This window comes from Cupriavidus sp. F041, from assembly GCF_057814235.1.
Genome location: NZ_JBVASY010000001.1, coordinates 1,501,729 through 1,520,694 on the forward strand (window position 1 = coordinate 1,501,729; position 18,966 = coordinate 1,520,694).

General features: G+C 66.8%; 14 protein-coding genes. 7 read left to right on the forward strand and 7 right to left on the reverse strand.

The window, feature by feature from the left end; genetic code table 11:
- Window positions 1-90: 90 nt before the first annotated feature.
- Window positions 91-1,707, reverse strand: a complete 1,617-nt coding sequence (locus tag ACZY0R_RS06850) for an ABC transporter substrate-binding protein (RefSeq protein WP_488857710.1) — start codon at window positions 1,705-1,707, stop codon at window positions 91-93.
- A gap of 160 nt (window positions 1,708-1,867) precedes the next feature.
- Window positions 1,868-3,214, reverse strand: coding sequence for an ArgE/DapE family deacylase (locus tag ACZY0R_RS06855; RefSeq protein ID WP_488857711.1), 1,347 nt, complete (start codon window positions 3,212-3,214; stop codon window positions 1,868-1,870).
- 175 nt (window positions 3,215-3,389) lie between these two features.
- Between ACZY0R_RS06855 and pdxR the strand changes: the two genes are divergently transcribed.
- Both pdxR and ACZY0R_RS06865 read left to right on the forward strand, forming a co-directional pair.
- The gene (gene pdxR / locus ACZY0R_RS06860; RefSeq protein WP_488857712.1) at window positions 3,390-4,988 is read left to right on the forward strand and encodes a MocR-like pyridoxine biosynthesis transcription factor PdxR; all 1,599 of its coding nucleotides are present in this window, start codon (window positions 3,390-3,392) and stop codon (window positions 4,986-4,988) included.
- 150 nt (window positions 4,989-5,138) lie between these two features.
- Window positions 5,139-6,563, forward strand: coding sequence for an FAD-binding oxidoreductase (locus ACZY0R_RS06865; protein WP_488857713.1), 1,425 nt, complete (start codon window positions 5,139-5,141; stop codon window positions 6,561-6,563).
- A gap of 225 nt (window positions 6,564-6,788) precedes the next feature.
- On the opposite strand, the gene ACZY0R_RS06870 is transcribed toward ACZY0R_RS06865, so the two are convergent.
- The 4 genes from ACZY0R_RS06870 to eat all read right to left on the reverse strand — a co-directional run bounded on the left by ACZY0R_RS06870 (window position 6,789) and on the right by eat (window position 11,828).
- The gene (locus tag ACZY0R_RS06870) at window positions 6,789-8,078 is read right to left on the reverse strand and encodes a haloacid dehalogenase-like hydrolase (protein ID WP_488857714.1); all 1,290 of its coding nucleotides are present in this window, start codon (window positions 8,076-8,078) and stop codon (window positions 6,789-6,791) included.
- Between the two features lie 96 nt (window positions 8,079-8,174).
- Entirely contained in the window at window positions 8,175-8,975 is an 801-nt protein-coding gene (gene eutC, locus ACZY0R_RS06875) for an ethanolamine ammonia-lyase subunit EutC (protein WP_488857715.1), read from the reverse strand.
- A gap of 13 nt (window positions 8,976-8,988) precedes the next feature.
- Window positions 8,989-10,371, reverse strand: a complete 1,383-nt coding sequence (locus ACZY0R_RS06880; protein ID WP_488857716.1) for an ethanolamine ammonia-lyase subunit EutB — start codon at window positions 10,369-10,371, stop codon at window positions 8,989-8,991.
- Window positions 10,372-10,379: 8 nt separating this feature from the next.
- Window positions 10,380-11,828, reverse strand: a complete 1,449-nt coding sequence (eat, locus tag ACZY0R_RS06885; RefSeq protein ID WP_488857717.1) for an ethanolamine permease — start codon at window positions 11,826-11,828, stop codon at window positions 10,380-10,382.
- A gap of 225 nt (window positions 11,829-12,053) precedes the next feature.
- On the opposite strand from eat, the gene ACZY0R_RS06890 reads away from it, so the two are divergent.
- Window positions 12,054-13,109, forward strand: a complete 1,056-nt coding sequence (locus ACZY0R_RS06890) for a helix-turn-helix domain-containing protein (RefSeq protein WP_488857718.1) — start codon at window positions 12,054-12,056, stop codon at window positions 13,107-13,109.
- Between the two features lie 460 nt (window positions 13,110-13,569).
- Window positions 13,570-14,607 (forward strand): AI-2E family transporter, encoded by a 1,038-nt coding sequence (locus ACZY0R_RS06895; RefSeq protein ID WP_488857719.1) that lies wholly within the window; start codon window positions 13,570-13,572, stop codon window positions 14,605-14,607.
- A gap of 155 nt (window positions 14,608-14,762) precedes the next feature.
- On the opposite strand, the gene ACZY0R_RS06900 is transcribed toward ACZY0R_RS06895, so the two are convergent.
- A complete protein-coding gene (locus ACZY0R_RS06900) occupies window positions 14,763-15,476 on the reverse strand; it encodes a FadR/GntR family transcriptional regulator (RefSeq protein WP_488859549.1) in 714 nt (237 codons plus the stop codon).
- A gap of 129 nt (window positions 15,477-15,605) precedes the next feature.
- Here ACZY0R_RS06900 and ACZY0R_RS06905 point away from each other — a divergent pair, with 129 nt between their 5' ends.
- Genes ACZY0R_RS06905 through ACZY0R_RS06915 form a run of 3 tightly spaced genes read left to right on the forward strand, consistent with a single transcriptional unit; the run spans window position 15,606 to window position 18,567 of the window.
- The gene (locus tag ACZY0R_RS06905) at window positions 15,606-16,382 is read left to right on the forward strand and encodes a (Fe-S)-binding protein (RefSeq protein ID WP_488857720.1); all 777 of its coding nucleotides are present in this window, start codon (window positions 15,606-15,608) and stop codon (window positions 16,380-16,382) included.
- On the forward strand, window positions 16,379-17,098 hold the full coding sequence (locus ACZY0R_RS06910) for a LutC/YkgG family protein (RefSeq protein WP_488857721.1): 720 nt from the start codon (window positions 16,379-16,381) through the stop codon (window positions 17,096-17,098). The genes ACZY0R_RS06905 and ACZY0R_RS06910 overlap by 4 nt, the downstream gene beginning before the upstream one ends.
- The gene (locus tag ACZY0R_RS06915; protein ID WP_488857722.1) at window positions 17,095-18,567 is read left to right on the forward strand and encodes a LutB/LldF family L-lactate oxidation iron-sulfur protein; all 1,473 of its coding nucleotides are present in this window, start codon (window positions 17,095-17,097) and stop codon (window positions 18,565-18,567) included. The genes ACZY0R_RS06910 and ACZY0R_RS06915 overlap by 4 nt, the downstream gene beginning before the upstream one ends.
- The last annotated feature ends 399 nt before the right edge of the window (window positions 18,568-18,966 follow it).

Below are 18,966 nucleotides of genomic sequence, written 5' to 3' on the forward strand. Positions count from 1 at the left end.
CGGCGGCGACGGGCTTGGCCGGCACCATCTCGCGCGCGCCAGGCAGGTTGCCCGGCGCGCGAACTTACTGGCGGCTTCGTACTCGCGTACTCAGTTCTTTTCGATGGAGACGTTGTCGAACGACTCGTTCAGGCCGATGGCGGTGGTCACGAGGTTCTTGACGTTCTTGCGGTACAGCGTGGGGAACTCCAGCTCGAACAGGTTGCCCGCGGCCACCTCCGTCATCAGGATCTTCTGCACCTCGGTGTAGAGCTTCTGGCGCTCCGCCGCGTCCATGGTGATGCTGGCCTTGGCCCACAGTTCATCCGATTGCGGATTGCTGTAGCCCTGCACATTGGCGAACGGCGTACCCTTGACGATGTTCCTGGTCACGTAGAGCCGTTCCACGCCCAGCGCCGGATCGCCGTACTGATAGGTGTAGGTGGCGGTCAGGTCGAAGTCCCAGTTGCTGACTCGGGCGGACCAGGTGCCGGCATCGGCGGACTCGATGCTGACCTTGAAGCCGAGCTGTTCCAGCATCTGCTTCATGTACTCGTCAAGCCGGTCCCAGTTGGCGCCGTAGGACGAGGACAGGATCTTGACCGGGTACTGGCCCACATTGACGCCGGACTCCTTGATCAGCTCGCGCGCCTTCTTCAGGTTGAAATCGTAGGCCGGGGTGTTCTTGTCGAAGAACAGCGTGGCCGAGGCGAACGGGCTGACCGCCGGCTTGCCCATGCCGAAGAAGATGTTGTCCACGATCATCTTGCGATTGAGCGCGTGCATCACCGCCTGGCGCACCTTGACGTTGTTGAACGGCGGCTTGCGCGTGTTCATCAGCAGGTTCGACATCGGCGAGAACAGCTCCCAGCCCTTGGTGGTGTATTCCACATTGGGCAGCGCGCGCAGGCGCTTGACGTCCACGTTGTCGACGTCGCCGCCGCGCAGCACCTGCACGTCGCCCTTCTCGAAGGCGACCGCGCGCGAGGCCGAATCCGGGATCACGTAGAAGACCAGCTCATCCAGGTAGGGCTTGCCCTTCTTCCAGTAGTTGGGGTTCTTGGCCAGCTTGATATAGGCGCCCTTCTTCCACTCCTTGAACACGAAGGGGCCGGTGCCGACGGGCTTCTGGTTGGCGGGGTTGTTGCGGTAGTCGGTGCCGTCGTAGATGTGCTTGGGCATCATCGGCATGGTGCCGGTCTCGAACATCGAGATAAACGGCGGAAAGGCTTCCTTGAGCTTGATCTCGACCGTGCTGTCGTTCACCGCGCGGATCGACTCCATGTACTTGTTGAGCACCGCGCGGGTACGCACGTGGACTTCGCGCAGCATCTTGTCGATCGAGAACACCACGTCGGCGGAGGTGAAGGGCTTGCCGTCATGCCACTTCACGCCGCTCTGCAGCTCGAACGTGTAGGTCAGGCCATCGGGCGAGATCTTCCACGACTTGGCCAGTTCCGGGCGCGGCTTCAGGTCGGGGCCGTAGGTCAGCAGGCCCTGGTAGATCTTGCCGGCGATGTATTGCGTGGGCGCCTGCGAGTTCATCGCGCTGATCAGGATCGGCGGCTCGGGTTGCACGATGCCGGACAAGGTGCCGCCGGCGGTCTGCGCGGCAGCGTTGCCCGCGGGCAATAGTACCGGTGCCAGGGCCAGGCCGGCGGTGGCCAGCGCCATCGACACCAGGCTTTTGCCAAAGCTCTTTTTCAGGTGTTGGGTGAGGTGTTTCATCGGTCAGTTTCCTGTGGTGGTGATCGTGATCTGCGGATACGGAAGACGACTAACTTCGATTGCCTGGATCCATGGCACCTCATGCAGCCCCGTCAGGCCGCACGAGTGCCGTGCGCCGCCATGCGGACGCGCCGACGCATTGACGCATTGACTCGCGGACTCAGGTAGCGACCGGCTCGACACCGCACCAGTCGTGCATGAACTGCGCGAGCGTGGTGGCGACGCGCACCATGCTTTCGATGGAAACCGACTCGTCGATGCCGTGGATGTTGCGGGCCTGCGGTCCGTAGCAGGTCACCGGCGTTTCCAGCATCAGGCGGAAGTGCCGCGCATCGGTGGTGGCGGTGGTGGCCTCGCGCCGCACTGCCTCGCCGTTGACCTTGCGGTGCGCCTCCCCCAGCGCCTGCATGCTGGGCACATCGAGATCGAACTCGCAACCGGGCGCGTGGAAACCTTCGTAGCGGATATTGAGTGTCAGGTTGCTGGCCAGGCGATCCAGCGTGGCTTGCACGCAGGCCGCCACCCGCGCCTTGGCATCGGTCACGCTCATGGTCGGGTAGAAGCCGATGCGGATGCCCAGCGTGCAGGTGCAGGGCACCGACGAATTCCACTCGCCGCCCTGGATCTGGCCAAGGTTGAAGTTAATCGGGTGGGCGTGGTCGCGATAGGTGGCGGGACGGTTCTCGGGCAGGTTCCACTCGGCCTCGAGCTTGCGCAGGCCGGCCATCACTTCGATGCCGGCTTCCACCGGGTTCACGCCGCTGGTCATGTAGGCCGCGTGCGCGGGCCGCCCGGTCAGTTCCACGAACATCCAGAACACGCCCATCTGCGCGCTCATCAGGCTCTCGCCCAGCGGCTCGGGAATCACCACGGTGTCGAAGGAAGCCAGCTTGCCGGCGCCCACCGCGCTGCGCAGCGCGGCCACGGTGGCGAGCGCGCCATTGCCGGTGTTCTCTTCTTCGAGCACGGAGTTGAAGCCGACCGCGCCGGCGGGCTGCACGCCAAGATCCTTCAGCGCCTTGTAGGCGGCGAGCGTGCAGATGATGCCGGCCTTCATATCGCCCGCGCCGCGGCCGAACAGCCAGCCGTCCTCGACGAAGGGCGCATAGGGCGACTGGCGCCACATCGATTCCGGGCCGGTGGGCACCACATCCAGATGGCCGTTGAACAACACGGAACGGCCGCCCTTGGCCACCGGCCTGTGCGTGGCCAGCAGGTTGTAGCGGCCACCGTCCGGACAGCACGGCGGCGAGAACAGCGGCAGGTCCTTGAGCGTCTCGCTGCGCAGGTAGATGCGCTCCGGCTCCAGGCCAAGTTCGCGCAGCGCGCCTTCCATGAACGCCACGGCCGGCTGTTCCTGTCCGGAGGGACTGGGCGCCGCCACGAACTCCGACAGCGTGCGCACCATGTACGGCTCCAGCGCGCGCACTGCGGCGGCGATGTCGTCGGTGGAAAGCGTGGGGGTAGCAATGGAGGACAAACCGGAACTGCCTGCAGGACGTTGCATAAGTGGCTCCACGGGGGTCCGGTGCACGCGGCGGGCGTGTGTCCGGAGAAGGCAACTCGGCCGGATCGGCAAAACGCCGCTCAGGAAAACGACGATCGACATACGATGGGTGGAAACTTAGCGGATCATTGGTACCATACATAGATCCATATTTTTCATTTCACTAGGGGCCGCTTTGAAAGAGACGATTCTGTCCGAGCTGCTGTTGCAGCGTCTGGAGCGGCCTGCGGACGGCGCAACGGACAAGAATGGCGCGCATATGAACCGCCAGCTCTACGAGATCATTCGCCAGGAAATCCTTGCCGGATCATTGGTTGCGGGCACCAAGCTGCCTGCCTCGCGCCTGCTGTCGAAAGAGGTAGGGGTTTCCCGCAATACCGTGCTTTACGCTTATGAGCAGTTGCTCGCGGAAGGCTATGTCACAGCGGCGAGCGGAAGTGGCACCTTTGTGTCGCAGAGTTTTCCCGACCATAGTGCATTGCACAACCACAGGGCGCAAAGTGGCACCATGCTTGTGCCTGCGATGCAGCAGAACCCGAACCGGTTCACGCTTTCGCGCCGCGGCCAGCACCTGATATCGCACTCCGGTGCATCAGATCGGCAATGGGGCGCGTTCGTTGCGGGCGTACCCGACGTGTCGCTGTTTCCGCACGCCGTGTGGGCACGCCTGCTGAACAAACACTGGCGCGCGCCGCGCCCCGAGCTGCTGACCTATGCCCACAACGGCGGCTACATGCCGCTGCGCCGCGTGCTGGCCGAGCACCTGCGGCTGGTGCGCTCGGTGCGCTGCGAGCCCGAGCAGATCATCCTGACCACCGGCATCCACCAGGCCATCGACCTGATCGCCCGCCTGCTGGGCGACGTCGGCGACAAGGCCTGGATGGAAGACCCGGGCTACTGGGGCACCCGCAGCCTGCTGAACAGCGCGGGCATCGAGACCATTCCGGTCCCCGTGGACAGCGAGGGGCTCGCCCCGGATGCGGCCACTTTGCAGAATCCGCCGCGCTTTATCTTTGCCACGCCTTCGCACCAGTATCCGCTGGGCATGGTGATGAGCCTGTCGCGCCGGCGCATGCTGCTGGAATACGCACGCCAGCGCGGCGCCTGGATCGTGGAGGACGACTACGACAGCGAATTCCGCTTCGAAGGCCGGCCGCTGGCCTCGCTGCAAGGGCTGGACGAACACGACCGCGTGATCTACATGGGCACGTTCTCCAAGACGCTGTTCCCCGGCTTGCGCATGGGCTTCATGGTGCTGCCCAAGCCGCTCGCGCCGCACTTCGCCACGGGGCTTTCGGAGTTGTTCCGCGAGGGGCAACTGGTACAGCAGGCGGTGCTCGCCGACTTTATCGAGGAAGGGCATTACGCCACGCATATCCGGCGCATGCGGCAGCGCTACGCGCAACGCCAGGGCCTGCTGCGCGAGTCCATCGCGGCGCGCCTCGGCGCGGCCTGGCCCACTTCCACGCACGAGGCCGGCCTGCACATGGTGATCCACCTGCCGCCAGGCGCCGACGATCTCGGCATCAGCATGGCGGCGCGTACCCAGGGCCTGTCCACGCGGCCGCTGTCGCGCTATTTCTCCGATCCCGCGCAGGCGACGCAGCAGGGCCTGCTGCTGGGCTATGCCTGCGTGCCGGAAGCCGAGATCGCGCCTGCGTTCAACAAGCTGGCGGAAGTGATCGAACCCGCGCTGGAGCACCTGGCACGCACGCAGGTACCGCGCCGCGCGCCTGCAGCGGCCATCAACCGGGAGGCGTGGAGCGGCGCGTGATGGCGCGTGCGCGGCTTGCCATGCGCGCGGCGCCGTGCGATGGTGCCATCGCCTCCCGCTGGATTGGCCCTTAACGCAAGGCCGATCCTTCCATAGCATTGGCGTCCTTGTTCTTCCCCTTCGCCTGCTCCCCTTCACCTCTTCCCCCCTATGCCAAGCAACGCGCCAGTCCAGTCCGCCACCCTGCTCACCGAACTTGCCAGCCTGCTCGACGCCGCCGGCCTGCAGACGGGCGACGCCATCGAAACCCGTTTCCGCAAGGACTGGTACGCACCGCTTGGCGCGGTGCCGCCGTTGGCGGTGGTGCGAGCGCGCAATACGGAGGAGGTCGCGGCCGTGCTGGCGCTGTGCAACCGGCTGCATCAGCCTGTGGTGCCGCAAGGCGGACTGACCGGGCTGGCGGGCGCCGCCACGCCGGAGGGCGGTGAGGTGGTGCTGTCGCTGGAGCGCATGCGCGGCGTGGAAGAGATCGACGCGCAAGCCGGCACCATGACGGTGATGGCGGGCACCACGCTGCAGGCCGCGCAGGAAGCCGCGCGCGCGGCCGGCTGGCTGCTGGCCGTGGATCTGGGCGCGCGTGGCAGTTGCCAGATCGGCGGCAATATCGCCACCAACGCGGGCGGCAACCGCGTGATCCGCTACGGCATGATGCGCGACCAGGTGCTGGGGCTGGAAGCGGTGCTGGCCGATGGCACGGTGGTCTCGTCGCTCAACAAGATGCAGAAGAACAATGCGGGCTATGACGTGCGCCAGCTCTTCGTGGGCAGCGAAGGCACGCTGGGCGTGATCACGCGTGCCGTGCTGCGGCTGGCGCCGCTGCCGGCGGCCACGCAGACAGCGCTGTGCGCGCTCGAAAGCTACGACGACGTGGTGCGCCTGCTGCGCCATGCGCAGCGCAAGCTCTCGGGCCGGCTATCCGCCTTCGAGGCGATGTGGGCAGACTTCTACAACCTCGTGACCACGCGCGTGGCCGGCGTGCGCGCGCCGCTGCCCGAAGGCCATCCCTTTTACGTGCTGCTCGACCTGCAGGGCAATGACGACGCGCAGGATGCCGCGGCTTTCGAAGGCATGCTGGAGTCCGCCATGGAAGCCGGCCTGATCCGGGACGCTGCGGTGGCCTCCAGCCACAAGGAAGCGGAGAGCTTCTGGCAACTGCGCGACGCGGTCGCCGAATTCCCGGTGATGTGGGCGCCCAATGCCGCCTACGACGTGAGCCTGCCGATCGGCCGCATCGGCGAATTCGCCGACACGCTGCGCGCACGCATGCTGGCGGTGTGGCCGCATGCGGATCTGGTCAATTTCGGTCACGTGGGTGACAGCAACCTGCACGTCAGCGTGTACCTGCCGGGCGCTACCGACGCAGACTTCCCGGAGCACGAGATCTCCGACGTGATGTATGGCGTGGTGCGGGAATTCAAGGGCAGCGTCTCTGCCGAACACGGCATCGGCTTTCACAAGAAGCCCTACCTGCACTGCTCACGCACGCCGGAGGAACTGGGATTGATGCGCTTGCTCAAGCGCTCGCTGGATCCGCACAACATCCTCAGCCCCGGCCGGGTGTTTGATCCGGATTGAGGCGCAGGGGCAGGTGTGCTCAAGCCGCCTCGAGATCGCGTGGCGCGATCTCGGCGGCAATCCTCTTGCCGTGCTCGCGCTGAGCGACAATGCGCGGTCGCGAGCGCTCGGCGGGCCGGGTTGCCATAGAACCGGCATAAAAAGTGAAGGTTCCGCCGCTGACAGGCCGGATGCGGAAGCTGTCCGGTGAGCGCGGTGCCGACTGCGCTCACCACGGCCTGCCGACTACTTCAACAACTTCCCCTCCTTCGCCCCCAACGGCGTATGCACTTGCGAAGCCACAAACACCCCCGCATTGTCATCGCGTCCCTGCAGCAAATACTTTGCATCCGGCTTGCCATAGCTCTGCACCGCCACGCCGGACAACTTGCCGATATCGCTGGCGCGAAGCCGGTTGACGATCAGCACCGTGCGGGTATCGGCGAAGTCCTGCATCATGTTCTGGTCGCCTTCGCTATCGCCGGCGACAAACGCCGGGCCATAGCCGTAACGCGGCACCAGGAAGCGCTCGATGGTCCTGGTCTTGCCCGTGCCCTGGGTCTGGTCGTAGCCGTGGCGGAACTCGGGCTGGATCACGCCTTGCGCATTGCGCTCCAGTTCCATCGCCAGCACGCGGTCGGCGGGGTTGTTGTAGCCATACGCGGGGTTGGAGGAGATCTCCCTGATCACATCGACGAACGACGCCGAGCAAACCCATATATCGAAGCCCGCATTGCGCAGCTTGCCGTAGAGATCCTGCATCTCCGGCACCAGCCGCAACCCGTTCTTCCAGCTCACCGACACCACGCCGGCACGCCCGGGCAGCGCCGCCGGGCTGGTCCACTTCACCTTCCCGATCGGCTGCGCGAGCTGCCAGGTGACGGTGTCGGCCGTGAGCTGGCGCACCTGTGCCTCGGTCATGCCGGCGAAGTGGTAGGTCACCCACGGATACGCCACCGCATGATCGAAACTATCGCCGATGGCTTCGTACAGATAGCGCATCTTGGCGATGAAGTTCTGGTAATTCGGGTTGGCCTTGACCTGCTCGAGCGATTGCGTGCCCTTCAGGCCACGGTAGTTCTGGTAGAGCCAGGTGTAGCTCTCGATGATGTCCGCCGCCACCTTGTCGATGTTGACTGGCTGGCCCGCGGCGTTGTTGAAGGGCGCGTTGAAGTCCTTCGCGGGGATATTGACGTGAATGGCGGTGTCGAGCTGCTGCGGCGTGGCGCCGAAGCGCAGGTTCTCCAGCTGGTAGACCAGCACCGCTTCCTCGATGTCGAGGAAGACGCTGGTGTTGTCCCAGTCGAACACGGCATACGGCGGCTTGCGCGCATCGTAGGCCGGACTGCCCTTGCCGTAGGTGGCGATCATGGCATCGATGCGGCTACGGTTGAAGGCGTCCCAGTTGCCCCTGGCAAGCGGCTGCACCGTGTTCTGAACCAGCGCTGCCGGCGCGTCCGGGACATGCGTGGCGCAACCGCCCGCGGCGAATGCGGCGGCAAGCAGGGATACGATCAGCAGGCTCTTGTGCTTCATGGCGATTTCCTTCCTCTTCTTTGTCGTTGTGGTGCGATGGCAAAACGGCACGGCAATGCCCGGCCGCCTGCGTGGGCGGCCGGATCGATCGGTTTCTCAGTCAGTCTTTGCACCGGACGCAGGCAGCGTACCCGGCGCCGGCTCGGGCAAAGCCGCGTGCTCACTGTCGTCCTTCAGGTCCACGCCGCTGCGCCCCAGCGCCAGCGCGCCGCGCAGCAGGAAGGCGAGCTTGTCGGCGGCCTGTGCGTAGGGCAGCCCTTCTGGCCGCACATTGGAAATGCAGTTGCGCTCGGCGTCGCTGCGCCCGGGCCGCGGGTCGTGCGTGAGATAGATGCCGAGACTGTCCGGCGAACTCAGCCCGGGCCGCTCGCCGATCAGCATCACCACCTGGCGCGCGCCGAGCAGGTGCCCGGCCTCGTCGCCCAACGCCACACGCGATTGCTCGGCCACCACCACCGGCCCGATGCGCCAGTCCGGCAGGCGTTCGCGCACGGCCAGCAACAGGGCGACGCCGTGGCGCTCGGCGGCCAGCGCGGAAAGGCCGTCGGCGATCACAAACACCACGTCGGGCGTTTCGGCGGGCCGGGCCTGTGCCAGCCGTGTGCGGCTGTCGTCATCAAGCTGCCTGCCCAGGTCGGGCCGGCGCAGGTAGTGCTGACGGTCGGGCGCGGCACTGTGCACGGCCACGCAGCCAAGACCCGCGTCGCGCAGGGCCTGCTCGATGGCCGCGCGCGCCAGCGGCAGATGCACGGCATCGCGCGCCTGCGCGTGCGCCAGCCCGAAGGCGAGCACAGCCTCCGTGGTCTGGCTGTGGCCGGCGCGGCCCAGCGCGATGCGCGCGGCAGTGAACTGGCGCAGGCGCTGCCAAGGGTTGTCCTGGATCAGTTTGCGGCTCATGGCTGGCGATGTCTCACAAACCATGGGCAAGCTGCAGCAGCGGCTGGCGCTCGGCGAGTTCAAGCAGCCGCCCGTCCTCGCCGAAGATGCCCATCGCCTGCAGCCAGGCCTCGAACTCCGGCGCGGGCCGCAGGCCCAGCGTGTCGCGCAGGTAGAGCGCGTCGTGGAAGGAGGTGCTCTGGTAATTCAGCATGATGTCGTCGGCGCCGGGCACGCCCATGATGAAGTTGATGCCGGCCACGCCGAACAGCGTCAGCAGCGTGTCCATGTCATCCTGGTCGGCCTCGGCATGGTTGGTGTAGCAGACGTCGCAGCCCATCGGCACGCCGAGCAGCTTGCCGCAGAAGTGGTCCTCCAGCCCGGCGCGGATGATCTGCTTGCCGTCGTAGAGATATTCCGGGCCGATGAAACCCACTACCGTATTCACCAGCAGCGGCGAGAACTCGCGCGCCACCGCATAGGCGCGGGCTTCCATGGTCTGCTGGTCCACGCCGTGATGCGCGTTGGCGGATAGCGCGCTGCCCTGGCCGGTCTCGAAGTACATCACGTTGTTGCCCACCGTGCCGCGCGCCAGGCTCTGCGCGGCGTCATGCGCCTCGGCCAGCAGCGCCAGGCTGATGCCGAAGCCCGCGTTGGCGCGCTCGCTGCCGGCCACCGACTGGAACACCAGGTCCACCGGGGCGCCCTGCTCGATGGCGCGCAAGGTATTGGTGACGTGGGTCAGCACGCATGATTGCGTGGGCACGTCGTAGCGGCGGCGCAGGTCGTCGATCAGGCGCAGCAGGGTGACGATGGCGCCGAGATTGTCGGTAGCGGGGTTGATGCCGATGGTGGCATCGCCGCAGCCATACAGCAGGCCATCGATCATCGATGCGGCAATGCCGCGGGCATCGTCGGTGGGATGGTTGGGCTGCAACCGCACCGAGAGCCGGCCGGGCAGGCCGATGGTGTTGCGGAAACGCGTGACCACGCGGCACTTGCGCGCCACCGCGATCAGGTCCTGGTTGCGCATCAGCTTGCTCACGGCGGCGGCCATCTCGGGCGTAACGCCCGGCGCCACGCGAGCGAGTACGGCGGAATCGGTCTCGTGCAGCAACAGCCAGTTGCGGAAGTCGCCTACGGTGAGGGACGCGACCTCGCGAAAGGCGTGCGCGTCATGGCGGTCGACGATCAGGCGCGTGACTTCGTCCTCTTCGTATGGCACCAGCGCTTCGCTCAGGAAATGCGCCAGCGGCACCTCGGCCAGCGCCATGCGCGCGGCCATGCGTTCTTCCTCGCTGGCGGCCGCCAGCCCCGCCAGGTAGTCGCCCGAGCGTGCGGGGCTGGCCTTGGCGAGCAGGGTCTTGAGATCGGCGAAGAGATGGCGCCGCGAGGCAACGGTGTGGGCAAAGGCCATGATGTGTCTCAGTCGGCGGGGGCAGCCACGGGAGCCGGCACTTGTGGCCCGCTGCCGGCCAGGTCGCCATGCGCGACCTGGTGCCGCCCGCGCCAGTGGTAGTGCGCATAGCCCACGGCCAGCACGCCGGCATAGAGCAGCGCGATCAGCGGGTTGAACCAGATCATGGCGCCCAGCGAAGCCACCGCGCCGGCCAGCGCGATCAGCGGGAAGACCGGGTAGAACGGCGTGCGGTACGGCCGCGCCATGTCCGGCGCGCTGCGCCGCAGGCGGAACAGGCTGGCCATGCTGAACAGGTACATGGTGAGCGCGCCGAAAACCGACATGGTGACGATATTGGCGGTCAGCGGCTGGCCGCCGATGGAGATGAAATCATCGCTGTAGATGGCCAGGATGCCCACCACGCCACCGGCCAGCACGGCACGGTGCGGCGTGGCGAAGCGCGGGTGCACGCGCGCCAGCCAGCCGGGCAGGAAGCCGGCGCGCGCCAGCGCGAAGATCTGCCGCGAATAGCCCAGGATGATGCCGTGGAACGACGCCACCAGCCCGAACAGGCCGAGCCACACCAGCATATGCAGCCAGCCGGAGTTGTCGCCCACGATCATCTTCATGGCCTGCGGCAGCGGATCGTTGATATTGGCCAGCCGGGTCCAGTCGCCGGCGCCGCCGGCAAACACCATCACGCCAATGGCGAGCAGCACCAGCGTGACGATGCCGGTGGTGTAGGCGATGGGAATCGAGCGGCGCGGATCGCGCGCTTCTTCCGCCGCCATCGCCACGCCCTCGATGGCGAGGAAGAACCAGATCGCGAAGGGGATCGCGGCGAACATGCCGGGCACCGCCGCCAGCGAAAAACCATCCTGCCCGGCCCAGCCGCCCTTGACAAAGTTGGCCACAGAAAAGCCCGGCGCCACCACGCCCATGAATACCAGCAGCTCGAAGATGGCAAACAGCGTCACCACCAGCTCGAAGGTGGCCGCAATGCGCACACCGATGATATTGAGGCCCATGAACACAATATAGGCGCCCACGGCGGCCGTCTTGGGATCGAGCCCCGGAAACTGCACATTGAGGTAGGCGCCGATGGCCAGCGAAATGGCCGGCGGCGCGAACACGAACTCGATCAGCGTAGCCAGCCCCGCGAGATAGCCCGCGCCCGGCCCGAACGCGCGATACGCATAGGCAAACGGCCCGCCGGCATGCGGGATGCTGGTGGTCAGCTCGGTGAAGCTGAAGATGAAGGTGGCGTACATGGTCGCCACCGCCAGCGCCGTGACCATGAAGCCGAGCGTGCCGGCGCTGGCCCAGCCGAAGCTCCAGCCGAAGTACTCGCCCGAGATCACCAGCCCCACGGCGATGCCCCAGAGCTGTACGGTGCCCAGCGTCTGCGTCAGGGTCTGGGCGCCACCGGACGACGGGGAGGATGAGGGCGGCGATGCGTGGGGCTGGCTGGACATGGCTAGGGTTTCTCCGGGGCGGTTTGCCACCGGCGGTGCATTGCCTTGGCGGTGGCGTTTCCGGCATCATCGCCAAAACCGTGTGGGCAGCGTTATCGAAAATCGGCAGCATTGCCTTGGACCCGTGCAAAAACAGCGGACAAGGCCACCGCCGAGGGCGCCGGCGCAACGGATGCTGCACCCCGCCGCTGGAATGAAACTTGCGGAAGAGACGCTTTGCACCGAATGCCCCCCATCTTCGCCATGAGCGCTACGTTCGATCGCAGCACCGACAACAGCACCAGCGCCGGCCGCCACGGCATCTTCCGCGTCACCGCCGCGCACGATGCCGACGAGCACGCCAGCAACCTGTCGCGCTGGAACCAGACCTACGACCAGCTCTCTCCCGGCCACTTCGCCGGCGAGGTCCGTGAGCTATGGCTGCCGCATGCGCAGGTATTTATCGAGCGCACCAACCGCAGCCTGCGGCAGTCGTGCATGGCCTGGCCCGACGCAATGTGGTTCGGCGTGCCACTGCCCTCGGTCCAGGCGCCGGCCACGGTGGGCGGGATTGCCATCGCGCCCACGGCCATTGCCGTGCGGCCCGGAGGCACCGAGTTCGAACTGCGCACGCCGGAGGATTTCGGCATCTTCGGCATCGTGGTGGAGACCGCCGAGTTCGCCCGCTACATGGAGGAAGTAGAACACCGCGCCCCGGCCAGCATGCTCGGCCAGCGCGAGGTGCTGCCGGTCCAGCCATGGGCGCGTGCGCGGCTGTGCCGCGCGCTGATAGAGATCCTTTCCGAAGCCGCGGGCCACCACACGATGGATTCAGCCGACCGGGCCGACCCGGCGCTGTTCTGCGGCGACCTGCAGGAACGGCTGCTGGGCTGCCTAGTGACCCTGCTGATGGCATCCAGCGACAGCGCGCAACGCGCCACCGTCACCCATATCAACCGCCAGCGCACCGTACAGCGCATCCGCGACTACCTGCTGGCCCATGCCGCGGACCCCATCACCGTGCCGGACCTGTGCCGGCATTTCCACCTGAGCCGGCGCGCGCTGCAATACTGCTTCGAAGACGTCGCCGGCATGTCGCCCGCCGCCTACCTGCGCGCCCTGCGCCTGAACGGCGTACGCCGCGACCTCAAATCCGGCAACAGCCACCGCACCGTATCCGACATAGCCGGAGCCTGGGGCTTCCATCACCTGTCGCAGTTCGCCCAGGACTACCGCCGCATGTTCGGCGAACTGCCATCGGCGGCCCTGCGCGGACCAACCGGGCAAAGCCGCCCGAACTAGACAAACGCCAACCGCAAGCCCCCAAGCAATGCGAAGCGAGCCGCCCACGCGATGCGAAGCGAGCCGTCAAGGTGTACCAGGCCGTATGGGGCGCCTCGTCGGCAGGCAAAAAGAGCGGAAAAGAGGGGGCCATGTCTGAGCATCGCCTTAAGGCGATGTGAGTTTGGCCCCCGGCCGCTCTTTTTGTCTGCCGACGAGGGGGGGTCGCCCCATCCGGCGCGCTTTTTTGCCTACTTTTTTGGCAAGACAAAAAAGTAGGTCGCCCCCGCAGGGGGGTGAAACCGCCTTTGACTTTAAGGTTTTAAGCCTTTGACTTTGACCTTGACCTAGGCGCCCACAGCCAGCCCCCAACGCGCCTCAATACTCCCCCCAGCAACACCCCAATCCCCCACCCCCCAATCAAGCGCCGTACAATCCACAGACGCCCGGCCGTCCCACGGCCCCCCCAAGCAGGAGACCCATGAATCAACCCGATCCGCCACACTTGCCCCGCCTGCCGGAAGCAAAGTGGTTCAGCATCGGCACGGCCGCCTATATCCTGACCGCCCTGGCGCTCTGGACAGTGATGCAGGCCAACCTGGTGGCAGCCCTGCTGGCCGGCCTGCTGCTGTACTCGCTAGTGGACGTGCTGGCACCCAGGCTGGTACGCCTGCACCAGCGTCACGACGCCCTGGCAGTGGCGATCCTGTCGGCGGTCACCTTGCTGGGACTGACGCTGGGAGGCTGGGCAGTCGTACGCTTCGTCAGCGGCGACGGCAATACCCTGGACACCCTGCTGATCCGCACCGCCGACATCATCGACAAGTCCCGGGCCCAGTTGCCGGTATGGGTCAGCGACGCACTGCCGCGCGGGGTGGACGAACTGGCCAACACACTGATCGACTGGCTGCGCGAGCACGCGCAGATGGCCCAGAAGCTGGGCGCCGAAGTGCTGCGCGCCCTGGCGCACATCCTGATCGGCTTCGTGATCGGCGCCATGGTCGCCCTGTACCGCGCCATCTCCAAGCCCAACCGCAGGCCGCTGGCCACGGCGCTGGTGGAACGCGCCCGCAACCTGCAACTGGCCTTCTCGCAGTTCATCTTCGCCCAGGTGCAGATCTCGCTGATCAACACCGTGCTGACAGCGGTCTACCTGCTGGTGGTCTTGCCGCTGTTCGGCGTGCACCTGCCGCTGACCAAGACGCTGGTGGCGCTCACCTTCCTGGTCGGGCTGCTGCCGGTGCTGGGCAATTTGGTGTCGAACACCTTTATCGTGGTGGCCTCGCTGTCGATCTCGCTGCCGATGGCGATCGCTTCGCTGTTCTACCTAGTGGTGATCCACAAGTTCGAGTACTTCCTCAACGCACGCATCATCGGCGCGCGCATCAATGCCGCCGCCTGGGAGCTGCTGACGGTGATGCTGCTGATGGAATCGCTGTATGGCATCCCCGGCGTGATTGCCGGGCCGATCTACTACGCCTACCTGAAGCGCGAGCTGTCCAACGCGGGACTGGTCTGAGCCGGCGGCCTGGCCGGCTCGCGCTGCGCCGCCGCCCCGATATCCCGAAGGCCTAGGGTAAATCGGGAGTGCCGCGCGGCGCCGTTTCGCGTGCCGAAGATGCGCCGGATGGGGCACAAGTCGCCAGCCCCCTTCCCTGGTTGGACCAATCCGCCCTAGGCCCCACCCTCTTCCACCCGGCTGCGCACAAAATCGATATGCGTCTGCATGGCGGTGCGCGCCTCCTCGGGCCGGCGCGCGCAGATCGCCTCGCACAGCGTGCGGTGCTGCAGCAGCAATAGCGCCGAGGCGTCCTCGTCCTGCACGCGCAGGCCGGTGCCATTGATGGTGATGTGCTCGCGCAGCATGCCGATCACGCTGGTATGCAGGTGCAGGAACATGGTGTTGTGCGAGGCCTGGGCGATGGCCTCGTGCAGCCTGGCATCCGCCTCGGCCTCGGCGGCCTTGTCGTCCTGCTCGCGGGAGGTTTCCAGCGCGCGCAGCAGGCCGCGGATGCGCTTGAGATCGGCGGCATCGGCGCGCAGCGCGGCAAAATAGGCCGTGGCGCCCTCCAGCACGCGCCGAAACTCCAGGATATCGTCGCGCAGCACGGGGTGGTCTGCCACCAGCTGGCGCCACGGCGAGGCCATCCCGGTACGCAACTGGTCGGTGACGAACACGCCGGCGCCCTGCCGGCTCTGCAGCAGCCCGCGCGCCGCCAGGCGCTGGATCGCCTCGCGGATGGTGTTGCGGGCCACGCCGTACTGCGCCGCCAGCAGCCGCTCCGCGGGCAGGCGCGCGCCTGCCGGCCAGGTGCCGTCCAGCATGGCCGTTTCCAGTTTCCGCATGACCTCTTCCACGCGCCCCCGCGCCTGCATGCCCGCCGCCATCCCCAGCTCCGAAATCGTACTGCGCATCCACCTGGTCCAACCAATTTGAACTGGCGCGCGTCTCGCGGAATTATGCGCCCAAACACCGGCCGGCCCGACAGCAAGGCAGCCGGCCCCACGGAGCGAGACATGAAGCAAAGGCGCTACCCCCCTGCCCCGGCACAGGTCTACCTGTTCGCCACCTGCCTGGTTGACCTGTTCGTGCCCCAAGCCGGGCTGGACGCGGTGCGCCTGATGGAGCGCGAAGGGCTGACGGTGCACTTCCCGCGCGGCCAGAGCTGCTGCGGCCAGCCGGCATACAGCAGCGGCAACCCGGAGCAGGCGCGCACCGTAGCGCTGGCCCAGCTGGACCTCTTCGCCGAACCGTGGCCGGTCATCGTGCCCTCGGGCTCATGCGCCGGGATGATGCGGCACCACTGGCCCCAGCTGTTCGAGCATGACCCGGTGGCGGGCCCCAAGGCACGCGAACTGGCCGAGCGCGTGTTTGAACTAAGCGAATTCCTGCTGCACGTGCTGAAGGTACGCTTCGACGTCAGTGGCGTGGCCGGGCAACCGCCCGAGACCGTGGTGCTGCACACCTCCTGCGCCGCGCGTCGAGAAATGGGTACGCGCGACCATGGCGTGGCCCTGGTCGACGCCCTGCCCGGCGTGACGCGCGCCGAGCACCAGCGCGAATCCGAATGCTGCGGCTTTGGCGGCACCTTCTCGCTCAAGCATCCCGATATCTCCGGCGCCATGGTGCAGGACAAGATCGCCTCGGCCTGCGCCACCGGCTGCGACCGGCTGGTTTCCGCCGACTGCGGCTGCCTGCTCAATATCGGGCATGCGGCCCGGCACCAGGGCGCGGCGCTCCCCGTGGAACATCTCGCTACCTTCCTGTGGCGGCGTACCGGGGGCCAAGCATGAACGCACTGAATGCCCGTGAGCGCATGCTGGGCAGGCTGCGCGCGGCAGCGCCGGCCGCCGCGAGCGATGCCAGCATGCTGGACGCAAGCATCGACGCGCACTATCAGGCGCGCCGCGAGGCGGCATCCGCCGTGCCTGCCACCCCGATCGAACTGGCGCAAGCCATGCAGGCCGCGCTGGGCGCTTCGCACGCGCAAGCCTGGTGCGCGAGCGCCGACGCATGGCCCGCGCAACTTGCGGACAAGCTCGCCGCCGCCGGCGTGCGGCGCCTGCTGCTAGACCCTGCCAGCGCGGAAGGCGCAGCGCTTGTGCGTGCCCTGCACGCCCCGGTGGCGGCCATCGCCTACGACCGCCCCATCGAAGCCTGGAAACCCGAACTCTTCGACACCGTGGACGCGGGCTTTACCGTCGCGCGTTCCGGCATTGCCGGCACCGGCACGCTGATCCTGGCGCCCGACGCGCAAACGCCGCGCACCGTCTCGCTGGTGCCGCCGCTGCATATCGCGCTGGTCTACGCCGACACCCTGCATCCCGACCTGCATGCCGCCGCGCGTGCCGAGCGCTGGAGCGCCGGGATGCCGACCAACCTGGTGCTGGTGTCCGGACCATCCAAAACCTCTGACATCCAGCAGACGCTGGCCTACGGCGCGCATGGTCCGCGCGAACTGTGGGTGATCATCGTCACTCGCGGCGATGTAACGGGAGCCGCGCAATGAGTACGCCGAACACCTCCGGCACCGCAGGCGCCGCGCCCCTGCATTTCGTCCCCGCCGCCGACTTCAAGGCGCGCTCGCGCGCCGCGCTGGATGACCCCAAGCTGCGCAGCAGCTTCCGTGGCGCCATGGATTTCCTGCAGGCCAAGCGCTCGGTGCAGTTCCCCGACGGCGACGAACTCGAACAGTTGCGCGACCTGGGCGAAGCGGTGCGCCAGCACGCCCTGTCGCGCCTGCCCGACCTGCTGGTACAGCTCGAAGACAAGCTCACGGCAGCCGGCGTGCAGGTGCACTGGGCCGAGACCGCGGATGAAGCCAACGCCATCGTGCACCGCATCGCGCAGGCACGCCAGGCGCGGCGGGTGATCAAGGGCAAGTCGATGGCCAGCGAGGAAATCGAGCTGAACCATTACCTCGCCGAGCGCGGCGTCGACTGCATCGAGTCCGACATGGGCGAGTACATCGTGCAGCTCGCCGGCGAGAAGCCGTCGCACATCGTGATGCCCGCCATCCACAAGACGCGCGGCGACATCGCCGAACTGTTCGAGCGGCACATCCCCGGCACGCCTTACACCGAGGACGTGGACGAACTGATCCAGACCGGCCGGCGCGCGCTGCGGCAGGAATTTGTCAACGCCGATATCGGCCTGTCCGGCGTGAACTTCGCCGCGGCCGACACCGGCACGCTGTGGCTGGTGGAGAATGAAGGCAATGGCCGCCTCTCCACCACCGTGCCCGACGTGCATATCGCCATCATGGGCATGGAGAAGGTGGTGGCCCGCCTTGAGCACATCGTGCCGCTGGCCAGCCTGCTGACGCGCTCGGCCACCGGCCAGGCCATCACCACCTACTTCAACCTGATATCCGGCCCGCGCCGCGCCGGCGAGCGCGACGGCCCGCGCGAGGTGCACCTGGTGCTGCTCGACAACGGCCGCAGCCAAGCCTACGCCGACGAGCAACTGCGCGCCACGCTGCAATGCATCCGCTGCGGCGCATGCATGAACCACTGCCCGGTGTACACGCGCATTGGCGGCCATGCCTACGGCACCACCTACCCCGGCCCGATCGGCAAGATCATCTCGCCGCACCTGCTCGGGCTCGACGCCACCGCGGATCTCGCCACCGCTTCCAGCCTGTGCGGCGCCTGCGGCGAAGTGTGCCCGGTGCGCATCCCCATCCCGCAATTACTGGTCCGCCTGCGCACCGAAGCCAACCGCGATCCGGACGAACAGGTAGCGCATCCGCTGCGTGGCCAGGGCGCGAAATTCAGCCGCAGCGAACACCTGGTCTGGCGCTTCTGGAGCGGAGCCTTTGCGCATCCATTCACCTACCGGCTGTTCCGCTGGGCCGCAACGCGGCTGCGTGCCCTGACGCCTTCGCGCCAACTAGGCTGGACGAGACACCGGGCGCCGCTCACGCCTGCGCCGCGCAGTTTGTCGGACTTGCTACGCGAGCGTGGACAGGCGGAGTAGGTCGGCGCCAGGAACAAACACAACCAAAGCGCGCTGATTTCACGTGTAGGCCCGCCCGCGGGCCACACCCCAGCGCGATGCGAAGCGAGCCGTGAAGGTGTACCAGGCCGTATGGGGCGCCTCGTCGGCAGGCAAAAAGAGCGGAAAAGAGGGACCCATGTTTGAGTATCGCCCTAAGGCGATGCGAGTTTGGGTCCCGGCCGCTCTTTTTGTCTGCCGACGAGGGGGGGGTCGCCCCATCCGGCGCGCCTTCTTTGCCTACTTTCTTGGCAAGACAAGAAAGTAGGTCGCCGCCCCGCAGGGGTGGTGAAACTGCCTTTGACTTTAGGCCTTTGACTTTGCAGTCAGACAGTCAGTCAGTTGCAGAAGATGTCAGGGAAGCCCCAAGCCAACAAAAAC